Below are 16540 nucleotides of genomic sequence, written 5' to 3' on the forward strand. Positions count from 1 at the left end.
TCAAAAGCATCGCTTCCCCCCCGGTGGGAGCCGGCGTGCTGACGATTGCGGTGTGCCAGTTCAAATTGTAGGAGCAAGGCTTGCCCGCGATAGCACCCGTTCAGACGGCATTTGAACCGTCTGACAGACCGCTATCGCGAGCAAGCTTTGCGCCTACAGCAACATCCACAAACGTGATTTAATAGCCGCCTTTCACGTTTCCGGGACCGGAAAACGGCGTGATTCGCGCCGGCCATCCACCCCCATTACCCTTAAGTACCAAGCACATAAGGCTGTCATGGACACGGGCTCACGACTCAAATTAGTACGCGAAAGCTACAAACTGTCCCAGCGCGAGCTGGCCCGGCGTAGCGGCGTCACCAATGCCACCATTTCCCTGATCGAACAGAATCGAGTCAGTCCTTCCGTCAGCTCCCTGAAAAAGCTGCTCGAAGGCATCCCCATGTCCTTGGCCGACTTTTTCACCTTCGACCAGCCACCCCGGGAACACCAATACGTCTTCCGCGCCAACGAACAACCTGACCTGGGTCGCCACGGTCTGCGCCTGCTGTTGATCGGCGCTTCCGTACCGAGCCGGCAGATGCGTTTGCTGCGCGAGCAGTACGCGCCGGGTGCCAGTTCCGGTGAAGAGCCGATCGTGCATTCCGAAGGCGAAGAGTGCGGGCTGGTGACGCGCGGTACGGTCGAGCTCACCGTTGATGGCCAGATCAGCGTACTGAATGCCGGGGATGGCTATTACTTCCCGACAACGCTGCCGCACCGGTTCAGGAATATCGGGGCGGATGAGGCGGAAATCATCAGTGCGAATACGCCGGCGAACTTCTGACCGGGCAGCCCTTTGTTGTCGGTCGCGTTCGCAATGTCGCATCAATGGAAACTATTGCCTGCCACATCGTCTAAATTTCAGGGACTACTCCCGTCACGAAGGAACGACTCATGATCAGGTCTCGATCGTTGATTGCAGCGGTGACAAGCGTGGTGCTGGTTTTCGGCTCTGTGACTGCCCTGGCAGATCCCGGTAACGGGAAAGGTCAAGGGAACGGCAAGAACCACCCACAAAATGCCCAGGACCACGGCAACCAGGGCAGCCATGGCAACAAAGGAAAAAATTCCGGGGGCGGTGACTGGGGCAACGGCCCGAGCATCAATCGCTCAAATATCGTTGGCATTGTTGATGGCTACCGCGATTACTGGAGCCCAGGTCCTGCATTGCCACCGGGCATCCAAAAGAATCTTGCTCGCGGCAAGCCGCTTCCGCCAGGCATTGCCAAGAAGCTCGATGGCCGGTTGATCGGCAGATTGCCTCATTATGACGGGTACGAGTGGCAGCAAGTCGGCACGGATTTGATCCTGGTCGCGCTGGCTTCCGGGCTGATCTACGAAATTGTAAATAATGTGTTTGATTGAAGTTTGCACGCAGGAGCGGCCTGTCAGCCGTCCGTCGCGGTCTTTTGAACCGAAAGGGTGATATCGCGTCTTACGTTACGCGATATCAACCCCTACGGAAGCAATCATGCTTTTAAAAAACAAGAGTCTTCTAGCTGTCATGTCCTGCGCTTTGATGTTGGCAGCGGCCCCGTTGTTACCTGCTGACTTTTCCTTGATCAGTTCAGCAGCTGCCAAAGAAGGCGGCGGTGGTGGTGGCGGCGGTGGCGGTGGCGGCGGTGGTGGAAACGGTGGAGGCCACGGCGGCGGGAATGGTGGTGGTCACAGCGGTGGTCGCAGCGGTTCCGATCACGGCGGCAGCTCCGCCAGCAGCGGTCATGGCAAGGGTCTGGCCAGCGATCATGCCGGTAAAGCCACCCGCAATCACGGGGTGAGCGGTAACCATTATGGCAGTGAGCGCAATGACGACAACGGTCATGGCACCGCGACTTCAGGCATTGCCAGTTCGAAAGACACCCGTGGCATCAGCAAAGCCCGGGCCGTCTCGACGACTACACCGGGTGATCACAACACCAAGGGACTGACCAATGCCGGTCCGTCGGGGTCGAAAAAAACCCATTGAGTCGTGGTTGAGGCAATCCGCTTGAGCCGTAAAGAAAACCCGCAGTGATGCGGGTTTTTTTCGCCTGGCGTTTCGGCGCTGTTTCTTGCGCACCTTGGGTGCGCGTCGTTCATGCGAACCCGTTCCTCATCACAAAGTGATAACGCTTAAGTGTATGGCCGATACGAAAGCTAACGTTCGTCGGATGTCAGGTTGCTATCACTGCATTCGCCTGCTCATTCCGGCACGGCTGCTAAGCTTCGTCGTTGCAGCGTCCGAGCCTGTTCTCGGCTGACGTTGCGTGTGTACCCACGGAGTACGATTTCTATTCCTGTCGGCAACCTGCACGGAGGCAGGCGATGGTGATCAAGAGCATGGTCGAATCGAGTGCGGACGGGCTTCCCGAACCGCTTGATCGAGAAGAAATGGAGCGGGTGCTGGCGTCGTTGCTGGCCAGTCCGTTATTTGCCAAATCGCGGCGCATGGGCAGTTTGTTGCGCTTTCTGGTCGAGCATGACCTGCAATCTTCCAACACCCAGCTCACCGAGTACGCCATTGGCATCGCGGTGTTTCGTCGTGATCCGGCCGTCTATTGCACCGGTGACGATCCGGTGGTGCGGGTGCAGGTCGGCCGGTTGCGGCGCAAGCTCGCCGCGCATTACGCCACCAGCGGCCAGCAAGAGCCGGTACGGCTGAGCATTCCCCCGGGTTGTTATCGCTTGGTGTATCAGCGTTTTCGGCATAAACACATCGGCACGCGCCACCCGGTGTTGCAGATCCAGCCGTTCACCTGCATTACCCGCGACGGCGACGATTTTGCCCGAGGGCTGTGTGAGGAGTTGAGCTGCCGCTTGTTTGAGTCATTCGAACAAACCCAAACAGGCACCAACCATGTATTGCTGAAAGTGCCGCGCAACAGCGTCAAAGCTGCCGCGATGGGGCGCGGTGGACGCTACTGCTATTGCCTGGAGGGCAGCGTGCGGGTCGAGCCGGCACGGGTGCGGGCGTCGTTGCGGCTGGTGGATGTAGCGCAGGGGCGGATTCGCTGGTCGGCACAGTTCGACCGCAACCAGCCTTATGGCATCGCCACCCAGGAAGCGTTGGCCGAGTCGATCTGCCTGTCGTTGACGGGCTACTTTGCCAACGGCGCGATCGACGAGTAAAAGGGGCGACCCTGAGGCCGCCCCGTTGCAGGGGTTACACGGTTTTCCATTGACCGCCTTCGTAAAGGCGACCTGCGGTGTTATCGAACGTCAGGTCGATTTCGATCGCCTTGGAGCGTGAGGTACTGAACATGGTGCTGGTCTGCACGTTCTGTTCGAACCACACGAGGATGGTTTCGACGGGGGTCAACACCGTGTTGCCGGTGACCACCTGATCGACGGCCACATAGATCGGCGTACTGACCTGTTTGCCATCGATGCCGGTGGACAATTGGTTGATGCCTGGATGAATCGGTGCGTAGTTGTTCACGAAGGTCATGGAGATGTCCGGCCCCCCCGTTACCGCCGGGCTCAACAGGCCGTGTTCATCGAGTGTCGAAGTCTGCCCCAATCCTATGTTGACGATATTGGTCGAGACTTTGACCTGAACGTTTTCCTTGAACACGTTGGAAGCGAACAGCTGATATTGCGGAGTCCAGCTGAACTCGTTGTTGCTCAGGTATGCGTCATACGACTGCCAGACCACGTTGTAGTCTGCTGTGCCGACTTTCTTGGCAAAGCACAGCTTGTAGCCAGATTTTTTCAGCAGGGTCAGATCGCCGGCGGCGATCTCGATGGTGACGACTTTTTGCGTTGCCGCCAGGGCGGATCTCAGTACCCGGTTATAGTCTGACGTCTTCAGTTGCGTTGCACCCATGATCGATTTGACGGCTTCTTGCACATCATTGTGAAGCTGCTGGCTTTGTTGGCTGACAGCAATTGATTTGCTCATGGTTCCCTCTTCCTTGGTGGTGTGTTGGGCAATCAATGGGGCGGCGGAGAGTGATCCCGGTCGGTCCATTGAGGGCTTCACTCTAGGTTCATGGGGCAGGGGAGCGAAGTATCTTGGCGTTACAGGCGGGTAACCGCGTTGTATCAAATGCAAGCAACGACGAGGCGACCCAGAGGCCGCCTCGCCCTGGTTTCAAGCGGCCTGCGCGTCGGCCCAGACGAAATTCCAGCTGGTACGTTTGCCCTTGGCGACCTCGATCAGCTTGTTCTCATACACGGTGTGATTGACCACGCCGGTGTAAGTCAAGGTACGGGCAGCATTGGTGCCGCTGCACTCGCCCGGTGTTCCGCCAGCCTCGACCATGGCTTTTTTCATGTCGGCTTCCGACGGGGCACTGCTCTGGTTTTTTTCCACTTTCACAAAACTCATGATTTCACCTCTTCCGTGATGGGGGATCGGCGCAGGGCAAGGCCGACAGGCTGTCAACCCTGAAAACTCACCGAAGGCCATACTCTATTGGCCTGCCTCGCGGCGCAGAAGTGACAACTGCGTCGCTGAGGTAACACGCGGGAAACAGTAGAAGGCGCTGAGGTATCCGCGATGTATCACTCGCGGCAATTCATCAAGGTACGAGATGCCTCGCGTTCTGCGGACGATTGGGCGCGTGCGCTCATAGCGACCATTCATTTGCTCGATACTCATCATTAAGCAATGCAAGTTCTGTTTTTCTGTCATCAGAGGAGGATAGGGTCATATCGATCTCGCCTTTGAAGGAATCAGCGCGATGAGAATGTCGACCTTGCTGGCTTTTATCGCCGTATTAAGCGGTGGCTTTGCTGTTGCCGATCCGGCCGTTGCGGCTGACCCGTCCTGCCACTTCCTGCCCATTGCCGACAGTGCTGCCAGTTTGCGACAGGCGAAGACCGTGGCGGTGCTCTATAGCGAAAACACCCTTAACACCCAGCAATACCTCGAGCGCTACCACGCGGTGGCAGTGAACGGTGCGAAGAATCCCCAGCTGGATTCGCGGATCAGCCAGGCGTTTGTTGACAGCTCCGATCCGCAACGGGCGATCAATTGGTTGATGGCGTCGTTGCAGAAAGAGTTCGCGTCGGTAACGGTCTACGACAGCCTGGATGCAGCGGTACAGGCCCATCCGGATGTGGTAGTGATGCTCGACACTTACAGCCGCCTGGTCTCCAAGCGCAACAGCCAGGTTGAAGCGCGGTTCATGGCCAAATTCTACGATGCGAACTTGCAGTACATCGGCCAGGCTGAAGGTTCGCGTGCTCAACAAATGCCTTCGGTGTGGGTGCATGGCAAGGCCGCGCCGCAGATTGCCGCGCAGATTGGTCAGCAGACCGAACTACAAGTGAATGCCTTGAAGCAGTTCGATGCAGCGTTGAAGGCGCTGGTGAACACAGGCGCTGCGGGGCATGTCGCGAGTAATTGATGCACGTGCAGCAGAGCCAGGCTGCAGTAGACGCAGTGTAGATAGCGTTTGCGTCAGGTAAGTTTGGAAACGCGAAAGCTCAACCGACGACTGGTGAAATAAATGCTTGAGCGGTAGCCGGTCATGCCGCTTGTCGAATCTGAAAAATCTTTGAATAAACTTTCTCCTGTCCATCACCTTCAGATGACTGTGGACGCCGCATTCAGTGAATCACCGAGTGAGTATCGGCGCCTTTTTGGCCTGAGGAGTTTGGTCATGTGCCTGCGTAACAAAGGCATCATGATGTTTCTTGATGCCGCATTGGGTTGTACGCGACCGTACTAACCGATCAGAGTGAGTCTATCGTGCCGAAAATTTTGACCTCCTACATCGACGAAACCGAATTGAGCGAGCACAACGCAAAGATGTTCGGATCGCCCAAGGAGCGGTTGGATTTCTACCGAAGGGAGATTCAATACGAAACCAGTATTCTGGCCAATCGAACAGACGCTTACTTGGCCGCTCAGTCATTTTTGGTGATTGCCTTTGCGTCCTGCATGGCCAATCTGAACCCCGAGTGGGGGAAACTGTTTACGTTGGTGGTACCACCGTTTCTGGCGCTGTTTGGGGTACTCAGCTCACTGAACGCCTGGCCCGGCATACGAGCGGCCTATGACATCATCGATCATTGGTATTTCAAACAGAGTGAGCTGCTTCGCAGTGAACCACTAATGGGATTGGCCTATGACGAATCGCCTTTGTTTTCCGAACGAGAGTCCACCCATAAGGGCTACCGCAAAGCCTTGCTGTTTTCGGTTCGTACGCCATGGATTTTTACGACGTTCTGGATAGTGCTGGGGGCCTGGTCGATCTTCATTCAAGTGACAAACCCAGGCGCGTGAGATGAGTGATTCTGCTCAATGTTGTGTGTGGAAAGGGTATGCAGGGAAAGTATGCCAAGGGGCAAAACGATGAGAACGCACACATTAACCGTTGACGATTTGCAGCTGAACGTTTCAATCCGAGGTCAAGGCTCGCCGCTGCTCTTGCTCAACGGCCTGGGTGGTCTGATCCGCACTTTCGATCCTCTGCGCGAACAATTGGCAGACTACAAGACCATCACGCTGGACGTGCCAGGGGTCGGCAAATCGCAAATGCCCCGCTGGCCACTGCGTCTGCCGCGCCATGCCGACTTGATCGCCGGGATGCTCAGGCAATTGGGAGTCGACCAGATCGACGTGTTCGGCGTGAGTTGGGGCGGTGCATTGGCGCAAGAATTCGCCCTGCGGTACCCGAGCATGGTGCGCCGTCTGATCCTCGCAGCTACCTCGGCCGGCCCGGCGATGCTGGTGAAGCCCGCCGATGTCCTGGATTTCTTTGGCAGGAGCAAAAGCGCCAATCTGCGCAAACAGGAACGCTCGCGCCATTCGATTCAGACGCTGCTGCGCTTCGGTGTGGTGAACGGCATGCTCACGGCCAACCCGAGAACCTATTACCATCAGCTTACAGCGCTGGTCGGTTGGACAAGCCTGCTGCGGTTATTCCGTCTGCGCCAGCGCACACTGATCCTCACTGGCGAGCGCGACACTCTGGTGCGACTGTACAACGCGCATATCCTGCGCCGCACCATACGCCGTGCCGAGCTGCACGTCTTGAAGGGCGAGGGGCATTTTTTTGTGGTAACCAGCGCCAGGCGAACCGCCGAAGCGATACGCGAGTTCCTCTGCCAGCAGCACGGCGATGAAGAATCAATGGGCCGGCGAATCGGCTTGGCCGATGCGACAAGTTGCGACTAGGAAGCAGATACTCCCGGCACATTCATGTTTATTTTTCCCAGGAGCAGACCCACGGTTTCGCAAGGGGTTCGATGCTGTTCAGGTATGTACCAGTGCGATGGTAAACGAGACCACGATCATGCAGGCAAATGCGAAATTCAGATTCATGAAGTGTTCATCCGGAATAGGAGAGATGGACGCCATTTTGGACAGGCCACCGCTGAATAAAAAATTCGGCTTCATGATTTGAAAGATCGAAACAAATGATACCTGGTGCGATGGTTTGTGTTTGTCGGGCGGTTTGGCTAATCTCGCAAAACCCGCAGATTAACGCGCAAACAGGCACAAGCATGCAGGATCACTCCGCAACCGAACTCCCACATCTGCGTCGGCAGAAAATCCTCTTGATCCTCGAGCGCGACGGCAAAGTCATGGCGTCGGGGCTGAGCCAGCATTTCGCCGTGTCCGAAGACACTATTCGCCGCGATCTGTCGGAGCTGGCCGCGGCCGGACTGGTGCAGCGAGTCCACGGCGGGGCGTTGCCGCGGCCCAAAGACACTGGCAAGGATTATTTCACCCGGATCAGCGAGACCGACGAGGTGAAAACCCGTCTTGCGCAACTGGCGGCAGAGCGGGTTGAAGACGGCCAGACCGTGATGTTCGACTCCGGCACCACCACATTGCAGATCGCGCGTTCGTTGCCGTTGGACATTCGCATCACGGCCGTCACTGCGTCGCCCATGACAGCGATCACGCTGTCGGAGTACAAGGGCGTCAAAGTGATTTTGGCCGGTGGCCAGCTTAATCCGGCGACGCTGTCGGCCAGCGGGCATGAAACCTTGCGTCTACTTGAAGGGATCAAAGCCGATTTGCTGTTCACCGGGGTATGCGCGATTCACCCGGAAGTGGGCATCAGCTCGCTGCATTTTGATGAAGTGCCGGTGAAACAGGCGATGCTCGACAGCGCGTCCCATGTGATTGCGGTCACCACGGCGGACAAGCTTGGCGCGGTGGAACCGTTCGTGGTTGCGCCGTGTTCGCGTTTGCACACGTTGATTACCGAGCGGCATGTGGCCTCGGGGAATATCGAGGATTACCGCGGGTGGGGGATTGAGGTGGTGCAAGCTGTGTGACTGCCGGTAGAGGTGCGGTGAGTTTGCCGGCCTCATCGCTGGCAAGCCAGCTCCCACAATGACCGCGTTCAACACAGCTTTTGTATACGCCACTGAACCTGTGGGAGCTGGCAAGCCAGCTCCCACAATGACCGCGTTCAACACAGCTTTTGTGTACGCCACTGAACCTGTGGGAGCTGGCTTGCCAGCGATGAGGCCGGCACAAACAACATCAATGCCGGCTCGAACCACTCAGCGCAATCGCTCAAGCATCTGGTAATACCACATGCCCGCCGCCAGCATCGGATTGCCCAGCAAGTCGCCCATCGGCACGCGGATGTGTTGGCAGGCGGCGAAGGTGTCGAAGTGCTCAAGCTGCCCGGTGATCGCACGGCCCATGATTTCACCCATGATGTGGCTGGTGGCGATGCCGTGGCCGGAGTAGCCCTGGCAATACCAGACATTGTCCGAGAGCTTGCCCAATTGCGGGATGCGGTTGATCACGATACCCATCGCGCAGCTCCACTGGTAATCGATGGCCACGCCTTTGAGTGCCGGGAACGTCTGCTCGATGCACGGGCGCAGCTCGGCGGCGATGTCCCGTGAATCCTTGCCGCTGTAATTGGCGCCACCGCCGAACAGCAAACGACCATCGGCCGTCAGGCGGTAGTAGTCGAGCACGAAACGACAGTCATACACGGCCAGGTCTTCGGGGTTGATCTGTTTCGCCAGATCCCCCAGTGGCGCGGTGGTGACGATGCCGCCCATGGCCGGGAAAATCTTGCCCTTGAGCTTGCCCGGCTCAAGCTTGTGATAGACGTCGCCGGCCAGCAGCACCTGGTTGGCATCGATGCGGCCGTGAGCGGTACGCACCCCGGGCGTATCGCCATGAATGATTTCCAGCACTTCGCTGTTTTCGAAGATCAGCGCGCCCAGACTCTCTGCGGCCCGCGCTTCACCGATGCACAGGTTGAGCGGGTGCAAGTGCATGTTGCGGGTGTTTTTGATTGCGCCGTGATAGAGATCGCTTTGCAGCAGATCGCGCACCTGGCTGCGGTCGAGCAGGCTGACCTCATCAGCCATGCCGCGTCGCACGGCCTCGTCGTAATCCTTGCGCAGACCGTCCATGTGGCTGGGCTTGTAAGCGGCATGCAGGTGGCCATGCTTGAGGTCGCAGGCGATGGCGTATTTCTCGACCCGCTGCTTGATGATCTGATGCCCGCGCCAGCGCAGATGCCAGATGAAATCGTCGACTTCATCGCCAAGGGTGTGGCGCATCTGTTTGCGCATCGCTTCATCGCCCGACAGGCTGCCGGTGACTTGACCGCCGTTGCGTCCGGTAGCGCCCCAACCGATTTTATGGCTTTCGACGATGGCGACTTTCAGGCCTTTTTCCGCGAGTTCGACGGCGGTGGCGACGCCGGTGAAACCGCCGCCGATGATCACCACATCGACCCGGTGCCGGCCTTGCAGGGTCGGGTAATCGGTGTCCTGGTTGAGGGTGGCGGTGTAGTAGGAATTGCTGCGTTGTTGAGTCATGGCTGTGTCCGGGGAAAATGTGGGGGAGTGCAGTCGTTGTAGGAGTGAGCCTGCTCGCGATGGCGGTGTGTCATTGACCAGTGATGGTGGCTGACACGACCTCATCGCGAGCAGGCTCGCTCCTACAGGGGCTTACGCCTCAGTCAAATACCAACGCCAATCCTGCTCACCCACTTCAGCCATGAACTGCCGATACTCGGCACGCTTGACCGCCAGATACACCCCGAGAAATTCCTGCCCCAATGCATCCCGCGCCCACACCGAGTTTTCCAGTGCCGTCAGCGATGTCAGCCAGTCGGTCGGCAACAATTGCGTGGCTTGTGCGTAACCGTTGCCCTCTACCGGTTCCCCCGGATCGAGGTTTTCAGTAATGCCGCGATGAATGCCGGCCAGTATCGCTGCTGCCGCCAGATACGGGTTGGCGTCGGCGCCGCAGATGCGATGTTCGATGTGCCTGCTGTTGGCCGGGCCACCTGGAACTCGCAAGCTCACGGTACGGTTGTCGACGCCCCAGGTCGGCGCCAGCGGCGCGTAGCTGTTGGCCTGGAAGCGCCGGTAGGAGTTGGCGTTGGGGCAAAACAGCAACAGCGAATCAAGCAACGAGGCGAGCATGCCGCCGATGGCCGTGCGCAGCAGCGGTGTGCCGGCCGGGTCTTCGCAGGCGAACAGGTTGCGGCCCTCGGCATCGGCGATGCTGACATGCATGTGCATGCCGGTACCGGCCAAATGGTCAAAGGGTTTGGCCATGAAGGTCGCTTGCATGCCGTGCTGATGTGCAATGGCTTTGACCAGGCGTTTGTAGCGCACCGCCTGATCCATCGCTTGCAAGGCATCACCGTGTTCCAGCGTGATTTCCACCTGGCCTGGTGCGTATTCGGAAATCGCCGTGCGCGCCGGAATGCCATGGAGTTTGCACGCCGCGTAGAGGTCGGCAAGGAACGGCTCAATCTGTTCCAGTTCGCGCAGGCCATAGACTTGCGTGTGTCGCGGTCGACCGCCGTCGGCGTCCAGCGCCGGTTGCGGGCGCCCGAGATGATCGCGCTTGGCATCGAGCAAGTAGAACTCCAGCTCGCACGCCATCACCGGGTAGTAACCCTGGGCTTTCAGGCGCTCGATCACGTTGATCAGCAGGTGGCGCGGGTCGGCGATGCTCGCCGGCCTGCCTTCCTGCGGGTGCATGCTGACTTGCACGGCGGCGGTCGGAATCTGCCGCCACGGCAAGCGCACCAGGCTGCCTTCGAGCGGGTAGGCACGACAGTCGATATCGCCCACATCCCAAACCAGCCCGGAGTTCTCGACGTCGTCGCCCTGCAAGGTCAGGCCGAGGATGGTGCTGGGCAGCGGACGACCGCTTTCATACACCGCCAGCAGTTCTTCGCGGTGCAACAGTTTGCCGCGCGGCACACCGTTGGCATCGAGGATGAACAGCTCGATCATGTCGATATCGGGGTTGTTCGCCAGGAAAGTCTGGGCGTCTTCAAGGGCTGCGAATTTCATTGTTCGTCACTCACGTTGGCGTCCTGCGGACGCACGGATTCAGGCCTCGGCACGACTACGGATACAAAGATCCGGGGCATGCAGGCAAAGGATTAGCGAAGGAAGAGGCTCTACGCGTTTGGGACGCGATCAGGCGAGCAGGGTGCTATCCGGCGGACGTGCGGAGTGACGGAGTTTGGAACGGCTCAAGGCCATGGGCAGGTTGACAATGCGGTTCATATCGGATGTTTCCGGCATTGGGATTCGTCGATGGCGGGTGTGACCCGCCATCGGGCGTGTCTGGATACTAGGGGGGAATCTGATGCGTGTAAACGTTTCATTCATCGCATCATGTGTACGCCAAGGCCGATTATCGCAGCGCCGAGCAACACCTCGATCACCCCGCGCTTGAAGCGAAACAGGGCAATGGCCGCCACGATCGCGATCAGCAACGAGGGCCAGTCGAGGGGGTTTTCGAAGCCCTTGGGCCACAGCACGTGGTAGCCGAAAAAGCACGCCAGATTGAGGATCACGCCGACCACGGCCGCGGTAATCGCCGTCAACGGTGCGGTGAATTTCAGTTCGTTATGCGTCGACTCCACCAGCGGCCCGCCAGCGAGGATAAACAGGAACGAAGGCAGGAAGGTGAACCAGGTCACCAGCGTTGCCGCGACGGCACCGGCGACAAAGGCCTGGTCCGGGCCGAAGACTTGCAGAACGTAGCCGCCGATGAACCCGACAAATGCCACCACCATGATCAGTGGTCCGGGGGTGGTCTCACCGAGCGCCAGGCCGTCGATCATCTGCGTCGGCGTCAGCCAGCCATAGTGACCGACCGCGCCCTGGTAGACATACGGCAACACCGCGTAGGCACCACCGAATGTCAGTAGCGCCGCTTTGGTGAAGAACCAGCTCATTTGCGTGAGCGTACCGTCCCAGCCAAACAAAGCGGTCAGGGTGGCCATGGGCAGTGTCCACAGGATAACGCCGGTCAGCGCCAGGCGTGCCAGCTTCAAACCGCTGAAACGGGCATGCTCGGGGGGCGGTGTGTCATCGTCGATCACGGCCGGGCCGAAGGATTTTTGCGTTGCGCCATGGCCACCGGTGCGAAATTTTTCCGGGGCCAGTCGGCCGCCGAAGTAACCGATCACTGCGGCACCCAGGACGATCAGCGGAAATGGCACGTTCAGCACAAAGATCGCCGCGAAGGAGGCGCCGGCGATGCCCCACAGCCAGCCATTTTTCAGTGCCCGCGAGCCGATCCGGTGGGCGGCTTGCAGCACAATCGCGGTGACCGCCGGCTTGATCCCGTAAAACACACCGGCCACCACCGGCACTTCACCGAAGGCGATGTAGACCCAGGACAAGCCGATCAGGATGAACAGCGAAGGCAGCACAAACAGCACACCCGCGATCACGCCGCCCCAGGTGCGGTGCATCAGCCAGCCGATGTACGTCGCCAGTTGCTGGGCCTCGGGGCCGGGCAGCAACATGCAGTAATTGAGCGCGTGCAGAAAGCGTCGCTCGGAAATCCAGCGTCGGCGCTCGACCAACTCCTGGTGCATGATCGAAATCTGTCCCGCCGGCCCGCCGAAACTGATGAAGCCAAGCTTGATCCAGAAGCGCAAGGCTTCGCGCAGGCTGATCGGCTCGGGCGTGGAGTGTTCCTGTTTTGGTAAGACGCTCAAGCCTGCGCTCCTGGTGTCGATGCCACTGAATTGAGCTCAGGCTACGGATAACGATTTATCGCGTCCAATGGTTCTTGTGCGTTGATGGGGAATGGCTGATACGGCTGGCGGTCGTCAGCTTCAGCCGCCCGTCATGTTCATGAACCGAACGACTTGAACATCGTCGTTCACTTCGAAATTGTGTCGATAGGGCTTGAGTTTCATCGCTTCGATGATCGCTTTCTCCAGGCGTTCGGGATGCCCCGGATGGCTACGCAAAACCGCCTTCAAATCCACCGAATGTTCATTGCCCAGGCACAGCAGCAAGCGTCCCTCCACGGTCAGTCGCACCCGATTGCAGGTACCGCAAAAATTATGGCTGTGGGGCGAAATGAACCCCAGGCGAATTTGCGGTGCTTCGGCCAGGCGCCAGTAGCGTGACGGGCCTTGGGTCGACTCGGCGGAATCAATCAGCGTGAAGCGCTCGGCAATCCGCTCGCGCACTTGTGTGCTGGAGCAGAACGCTTCGGCGCGGCTGTGTTCATCGATGATGCCCAGGGGCATCTCTTCGATAAAGGAAATGTCGAGGTTACGATCGATGGCGAAGCTCACCAGATCGTTGATCTCGTGGTCGTTGCGGCCCTTCATCACCACGCAATTGAGTTTGGTATGGCTGAACCCGGCCTGGTTGGCGGCGTCGATGCCCTTGATCACTTGCGCCAGATCACCGGTGCGGGTCAGTTCGCGAAAGCGCTGTGGGTCCAGGCAATCGAGACTGATGTTGAGGCGCTTGACCCCTGCATCGAACAACGGTTGCGCCAGTTTGGCCAATTGCGAGCCGTTGGTGGTCATGCACAGTTCACGCAGGCCGGGCAGGGCGGCGATCTTTTCACACAGCTGTACCACGCCCGGACGGATCAGCGGCTCGCCCCCGGTCAGGCGGATCTTGCGGGTGCCGAGCGCCACGAAACTTGCGGCCAGCTGATAGATTTCTTCCAGTGTCAGCACCCGTTGGCGCGGGAGAAACTGCATGTCCTCGGCCATGCAATACACGCAACGGAAATCGCAACGGTCGGTGAGCGACATCCGCAGATAGTCCACGCGCCGGGAGAACCCATCTAGCAGGACCCGTTCTGACATGACACCCTCGCTTGGCGCTTTTATAGAGACTTGCGTTTTTGACGCAAGTGTTGAGCGCAGGCTAAGAGCAACGTTGATAGGCGTCCAATCACTATTAATAACCAAGTGATCGAGCGGATCTATGATGGATTGATTTATCCGTAAGGTCGCTGACGTGCTTGCGGCTGGCAGGTGCTCACTGCGCACCAAACATGGCAGTCCAGTAAATGCCGGCATCGCTCTTCGGATCATTGGCATACGCCGCGCCCAATTCGTTGAACTGCGGGTTCATCAGGTTGGCGCAGTGGCCCGGGCTGGCGAGCCAGCCGTCGACGACCTTGCGCACGGTGTCCTGCCCGGCGGCAATGTTTTCGCCGATCTGCTGGAAGTTGTAGCCTGCCAGTTCCGCGCGGTCACCCGGTGTGCGGCCGTCGCGATCCTTGTGATCGAAGAAATTGTTGTTGGCCATTGCCCGTGAGTGGGTTTCGGCAGCGGCACCCAGCGTGGCGTTCCAGGCCAGTGGTGTGGTGGCGTTGAACGATTGAGCGCCGCACTGGCGCGATTTGGTGCGTGCGGCATTAAGCTCGGCCAGCAACTTCTGGCCTTCGGCTTGCCAGTCGCCCAAGCGTGCGCTCAGCAGTGGACGCGCCACTACAATTCGCCATTCGCGGTCCTGGCGGCTCACGCCGACATCGACAAATTGCGGGTCGAGCACGATCTGGCAAAAGCTTTCCTGAATCGCTTTCATCGCCGATGCCGCATCACGCGGTCCGGACAGGCTGATCGCCTGCACGTTCTTCATGGGGTAGCCGGCAGTCACCATGGCTTGCTGCAGATTGCCAATGCTGGTGGCGGAAAGTGCCAGTCGCGGATCGGCCGCCAGTGGTGGCAATTCCGATGAAACCTGACCGGCGCAACGTTGCAACTGGCTGCGATAGAGATTGATCGATTCGATCAACTGTGACTCATCGCTGGCCACGGCGCTGGCGGCCAACAGCATTCCCAACGACAAACCGGCAAAGCGCATAGCGGATGGTAGAAAACCCATGGAAAACTCCTTGTGCTGACTGCGCCATGATGCGCGAAGTTGCCTTGTCACAGTCAACGGATTTTCCCGAAAGTTGTGGCGCAAGTGCAATCATTTCACTACTACACTCTAGCGATACTGCCTACAGAGTACCGCCCGACCATGTGCCAACACTGGATAACAACCTGCTTCGCCCTGATTCTGCTCGCTGGCCCGGCATTGGCCGCCGATCAGCAGCAAACCCAAAAAGTCGCCGAAGACAAGGCCGAGGTGCTGGAGCAAAAGGCTGCCGAGAACAGCAGCCCGGCACCGGTGCCCAAGTCCGAAGCCATTACCCAGCCTGAAGTGCAGGCCGTTGACCCGGCCGGCAAGGCGCCGCTGGACGACGCCATCACGTGTCTCGCCCGATCGATCTACTGGGAGGCCAAAGGCAAGGACGCTGCCGACATGGAAGCGGTGGCCAACGTGGTGATGAACCGTCTCGGCCATGATGGCTTTCCCGATACCGTCTGCGGCGTGGTCAAGCAAGGCTCGGAAACCAAAAGCTGCCAGTTCTCGTGGTGGTGCGACGGGCGTGCCGATTCGGTTCAGGAGGAGGTGCCTTACGCCCTTGCCAAGGAGATCGCACGCAAAGCGCTGAACAAGCAGTTGCCGGATCGCACCAAAGGCGCGCTGTACTTCCACGATCGCACGGTTAAACCGGATTGGGCCAAGGAATACACCAATACAGCGAACATCGGCCTGTTCAAGTTTTACAAGCCGCTAAATGGGGATGCCAAATAGCGGCCTTTTTTTCAGTTATGACGGCGACGCCAGAAGAACCGCGCCAGCAGCGCATCGAGACTGAATTTACCCGGACCCGAGAGCAGCAGCGGCAGCAGTGCGGCGAGGTAGATCAGCGGCAGTTTGAAGTTGCCGTAGCCTTTGTTGGTGATCGAGTAACCCTGGGCCAGTTCGCTCAGGCTCGACCAGTCAGCGGGCCAGTGCACGGCGGCGGTTGCGACGATGGTGACGACAATCAGGCTGATGGCCGAAAACCGTGTAGCCAGGCCAACCAGCAAGGCGAGGGCGCAGATCAATTCCACCCACATCGACATTTCCCAGTTCAGCGTGGCCGGCAGGTGGTTGAACGGAAACAGGAAGCGCTCTTGAATGTCGGCGAACCAGTTTTCACCGTTGTATTTCTCCAGCCCCGACTCGAAGAACTCCCAGGCCAGGAACACTCGCAGCGTCAATGGCGCGATCCAGTGGCCGACGCGATCAAGGTTCAGGTGCAAGCCTTTGACGGCCGATGAAATCGAAGTGTTCATGGACGGTGTCTCCTACAAGTCAGTGATGTCGGGCGAGGTGTGCCCGTTTAGCGACAAGTGAATTTCATCAGGCGGGTGTATCTGCGTTGTGTCACTTGCGCGGGGGTTTAAGGCTTGTTGTGTCGAGGGCGGGGCTGTACACACTTTGATACGTGGAGGCC

General features: G+C 58.7%; 17 protein-coding genes. 9 read left to right on the top strand and 8 right to left on the bottom strand.

Annotated elements, in window-relative coordinates:
- Window positions 1-277 precede the first annotated feature (277 nt).
- From ASD60_RS07810 to ASD60_RS07825, 4 genes are all read left to right on the top strand, one after another.
- Window positions 278-826 carry a cupin domain-containing protein gene (locus ASD60_RS07810; RefSeq protein WP_007895886.1) on the top strand — a complete coding sequence of 183 codons (549 nt, stop codon included), beginning with the start codon at window positions 278-280 and terminating at the stop codon, window positions 824-826.
- A gap of 110 nt (window positions 827-936) precedes the next feature.
- Window positions 937-1407 carry an anti-virulence regulator CigR family protein gene (locus ASD60_RS07815; protein ID WP_056853456.1) on the top strand — a complete coding sequence of 157 codons (471 nt, stop codon included), beginning with the start codon at window positions 937-939 and terminating at the stop codon, window positions 1405-1407.
- A gap of 106 nt (window positions 1408-1513) precedes the next feature.
- Window positions 1514-2008 (top strand): hypothetical protein, encoded by a 495-nt coding sequence (locus ASD60_RS29130; RefSeq protein ID WP_056853457.1) that lies wholly within the window; start codon window positions 1514-1516, stop codon window positions 2006-2008.
- A gap of 338 nt (window positions 2009-2346) precedes the next feature.
- A complete protein-coding gene (locus ASD60_RS07825) occupies window positions 2347-3150 on the top strand; it encodes a hypothetical protein (RefSeq protein WP_056853458.1) in 804 nt (267 codons plus the stop codon).
- Window positions 3151-3184: 34 nt separating this feature from the next.
- On the opposite strand, the gene ASD60_RS07830 is transcribed toward ASD60_RS07825, so the two are convergent.
- Together ASD60_RS07830 and ASD60_RS07835 are read right to left on the bottom strand one after the other, a co-directional pair.
- Window positions 3185-3922, bottom strand: coding sequence for a hypothetical protein (locus tag ASD60_RS07830; RefSeq protein ID WP_056853459.1), 738 nt, complete (start codon window positions 3920-3922; stop codon window positions 3185-3187).
- 192 nt (window positions 3923-4114) lie between these two features.
- On the bottom strand, window positions 4115-4351 hold the full coding sequence (locus ASD60_RS07835) for a hypothetical protein (RefSeq protein ID WP_056853460.1): 237 nt from the start codon (window positions 4349-4351) through the stop codon (window positions 4115-4117).
- Window positions 4352-4706: 355 nt separating this feature from the next.
- On the opposite strand from ASD60_RS07835, the gene ASD60_RS07840 reads away from it, so the two are divergent.
- The 4 genes from ASD60_RS07840 to ASD60_RS07855 all read left to right on the top strand — a co-directional run bounded on the left by ASD60_RS07840 (window position 4707) and on the right by ASD60_RS07855 (window position 8262).
- Entirely contained in the window at window positions 4707-5375 is a 669-nt protein-coding gene (locus ASD60_RS07840; protein ID WP_056853461.1) for a hypothetical protein, read from the top strand.
- 344 nt (window positions 5376-5719) lie between these two features.
- Window positions 5720-6256 carry a hypothetical protein gene (locus tag ASD60_RS07845; protein ID WP_056853462.1) on the top strand — a complete coding sequence of 179 codons (537 nt, stop codon included), beginning with the start codon at window positions 5720-5722 and terminating at the stop codon, window positions 6254-6256.
- 69 nt (window positions 6257-6325) lie between these two features.
- Entirely contained in the window at window positions 6326-7150 is an 825-nt protein-coding gene (locus tag ASD60_RS07850; RefSeq protein WP_056853463.1) for an alpha/beta fold hydrolase, read from the top strand.
- Window positions 7151-7479: 329 nt separating this feature from the next.
- A complete protein-coding gene (locus ASD60_RS07855) occupies window positions 7480-8262 on the top strand; it encodes a DeoR/GlpR family DNA-binding transcription regulator (RefSeq protein WP_056853464.1) in 783 nt (260 codons plus the stop codon).
- A gap of 231 nt (window positions 8263-8493) precedes the next feature.
- On the opposite strand, the gene ASD60_RS07860 is transcribed toward ASD60_RS07855, so the two are convergent.
- The 5 genes from ASD60_RS07860 to ASD60_RS07880 all read right to left on the bottom strand — a co-directional run bounded on the left by ASD60_RS07860 (window position 8494) and on the right by ASD60_RS07880 (window position 15090).
- Window positions 8494-9780: an NAD(P)/FAD-dependent oxidoreductase gene (locus ASD60_RS07860; RefSeq protein WP_056853465.1), complete on the bottom strand. Its 1287-nt coding sequence runs from the start codon at window positions 9778-9780 to the stop codon at window positions 8494-8496.
- Between the two features lie 132 nt (window positions 9781-9912).
- Entirely contained in the window at window positions 9913-11277 is a 1365-nt protein-coding gene (locus tag ASD60_RS07865) for a glutamine synthetase family protein (protein WP_056853466.1), read from the bottom strand.
- A 320-nt stretch (window positions 11278-11597) separates the two neighbouring features.
- Window positions 11598-12944, bottom strand: coding sequence for a chromate efflux transporter (gene chrA, locus ASD60_RS07870; protein WP_056853467.1), 1347 nt, complete (start codon window positions 12942-12944; stop codon window positions 11598-11600).
- 120 nt (window positions 12945-13064) lie between these two features.
- A complete protein-coding gene (moaA, locus tag ASD60_RS07875; protein WP_056853468.1) occupies window positions 13065-14063 on the bottom strand; it encodes a GTP 3',8-cyclase MoaA in 999 nt (332 codons plus the stop codon).
- Between the two features lie 175 nt (window positions 14064-14238).
- Entirely contained in the window at window positions 14239-15090 is an 852-nt protein-coding gene (locus ASD60_RS07880; RefSeq protein WP_056853469.1) for a CAP domain-containing protein, read from the bottom strand.
- A 141-nt stretch (window positions 15091-15231) separates the two neighbouring features.
- Here ASD60_RS07880 and ASD60_RS07885 point away from each other — a divergent pair, with 141 nt between their 5' ends.
- Window positions 15232-15852 (top strand): cell wall hydrolase, encoded by a 621-nt coding sequence (locus tag ASD60_RS07885; protein ID WP_056853470.1) that lies wholly within the window; start codon window positions 15232-15234, stop codon window positions 15850-15852.
- Between the two features lie 11 nt (window positions 15853-15863).
- Here the strand turns inward: ASD60_RS07885 and ASD60_RS07890 are convergent, their stop codons facing one another.
- Entirely contained in the window at window positions 15864-16379 is a 516-nt protein-coding gene (locus tag ASD60_RS07890) for an HvfX family Cu-binding RiPP maturation protein (RefSeq protein ID WP_056853471.1), read from the bottom strand.
- Window positions 16380-16540: the final 161 nt, after the last annotated feature.

It is taken from the genome of Pseudomonas sp. Root562, assembly GCF_001427125.1.
In the GTDB taxonomy this organism is placed as follows: Bacteria; Pseudomonadota; Gammaproteobacteria; order Pseudomonadales; family Pseudomonadaceae; genus Aquipseudomonas.

Excerpts from the sequence above, each read along its gene's own strand:
- ASD60_RS07810 (WP_007895886.1), top strand. The coding sequence starts at position 278 with ATGGACACGGGCTCACGACTCAAATTAGTACGCGAAAGCTACAAACTG.
- ASD60_RS07815 (WP_056853456.1), top strand. The coding sequence starts at position 937 with ATGATCAGGTCTCGATCGTTGATTGCAGCGGTGACAAGCGTGGTGCTG.
- ASD60_RS29130 (WP_056853457.1), top strand. The coding sequence starts at position 1,514 with ATGCTTTTAAAAAACAAGAGTCTTCTAGCTGTCATGTCCTGCGCTTTG.
- ASD60_RS07825 (WP_056853458.1), top strand. The coding sequence starts at position 2,347 with ATGGTGATCAAGAGCATGGTCGAATCGAGTGCGGACGGGCTTCCCGAA.
- ASD60_RS07830 (WP_056853459.1), bottom strand. The coding sequence starts at position 3,922 with ATGAGCAAATCAATTGCTGTCAGCCAACAAAGCCAGCAGCTTCACAAT.
- ASD60_RS07835 (WP_056853460.1), bottom strand. The coding sequence starts at position 4,351 with ATGAGTTTTGTGAAAGTGGAAAAAAACCAGAGCAGTGCCCCGTCGGAA.
- ASD60_RS07840 (WP_056853461.1), top strand. The coding sequence starts at position 4,707 with ATGAGAATGTCGACCTTGCTGGCTTTTATCGCCGTATTAAGCGGTGGC.
- ASD60_RS07850 (WP_056853463.1), top strand. The coding sequence starts at position 6,326 with ATGAGAACGCACACATTAACCGTTGACGATTTGCAGCTGAACGTTTCA.
- ASD60_RS07855 (WP_056853464.1), top strand. The coding sequence starts at position 7,480 with ATGCAGGATCACTCCGCAACCGAACTCCCACATCTGCGTCGGCAGAAA.
- ASD60_RS07860 (WP_056853465.1), bottom strand. The coding sequence starts at position 9,780 with ATGACTCAACAACGCAGCAATTCCTACTACACCGCCACCCTCAACCAG.
- ASD60_RS07865 (WP_056853466.1), bottom strand. The coding sequence starts at position 11,277 with ATGAAATTCGCAGCCCTTGAAGACGCCCAGACTTTCCTGGCGAACAAC.
- moaA (WP_056853468.1), bottom strand. The coding sequence starts at position 14,063 with ATGTCAGAACGGGTCCTGCTAGATGGGTTCTCCCGGCGCGTGGACTAT.
- ASD60_RS07880 (WP_056853469.1), bottom strand. The coding sequence starts at position 15,090 with ATGGGTTTTCTACCATCCGCTATGCGCTTTGCCGGTTTGTCGTTGGGA.
- ASD60_RS07885 (WP_056853470.1), top strand. The coding sequence starts at position 15,232 with ATGTGCCAACACTGGATAACAACCTGCTTCGCCCTGATTCTGCTCGCT.
- ASD60_RS07890 (WP_056853471.1), bottom strand. The coding sequence starts at position 16,379 with ATGAACACTTCGATTTCATCGGCCGTCAAAGGCTTGCACCTGAACCTT.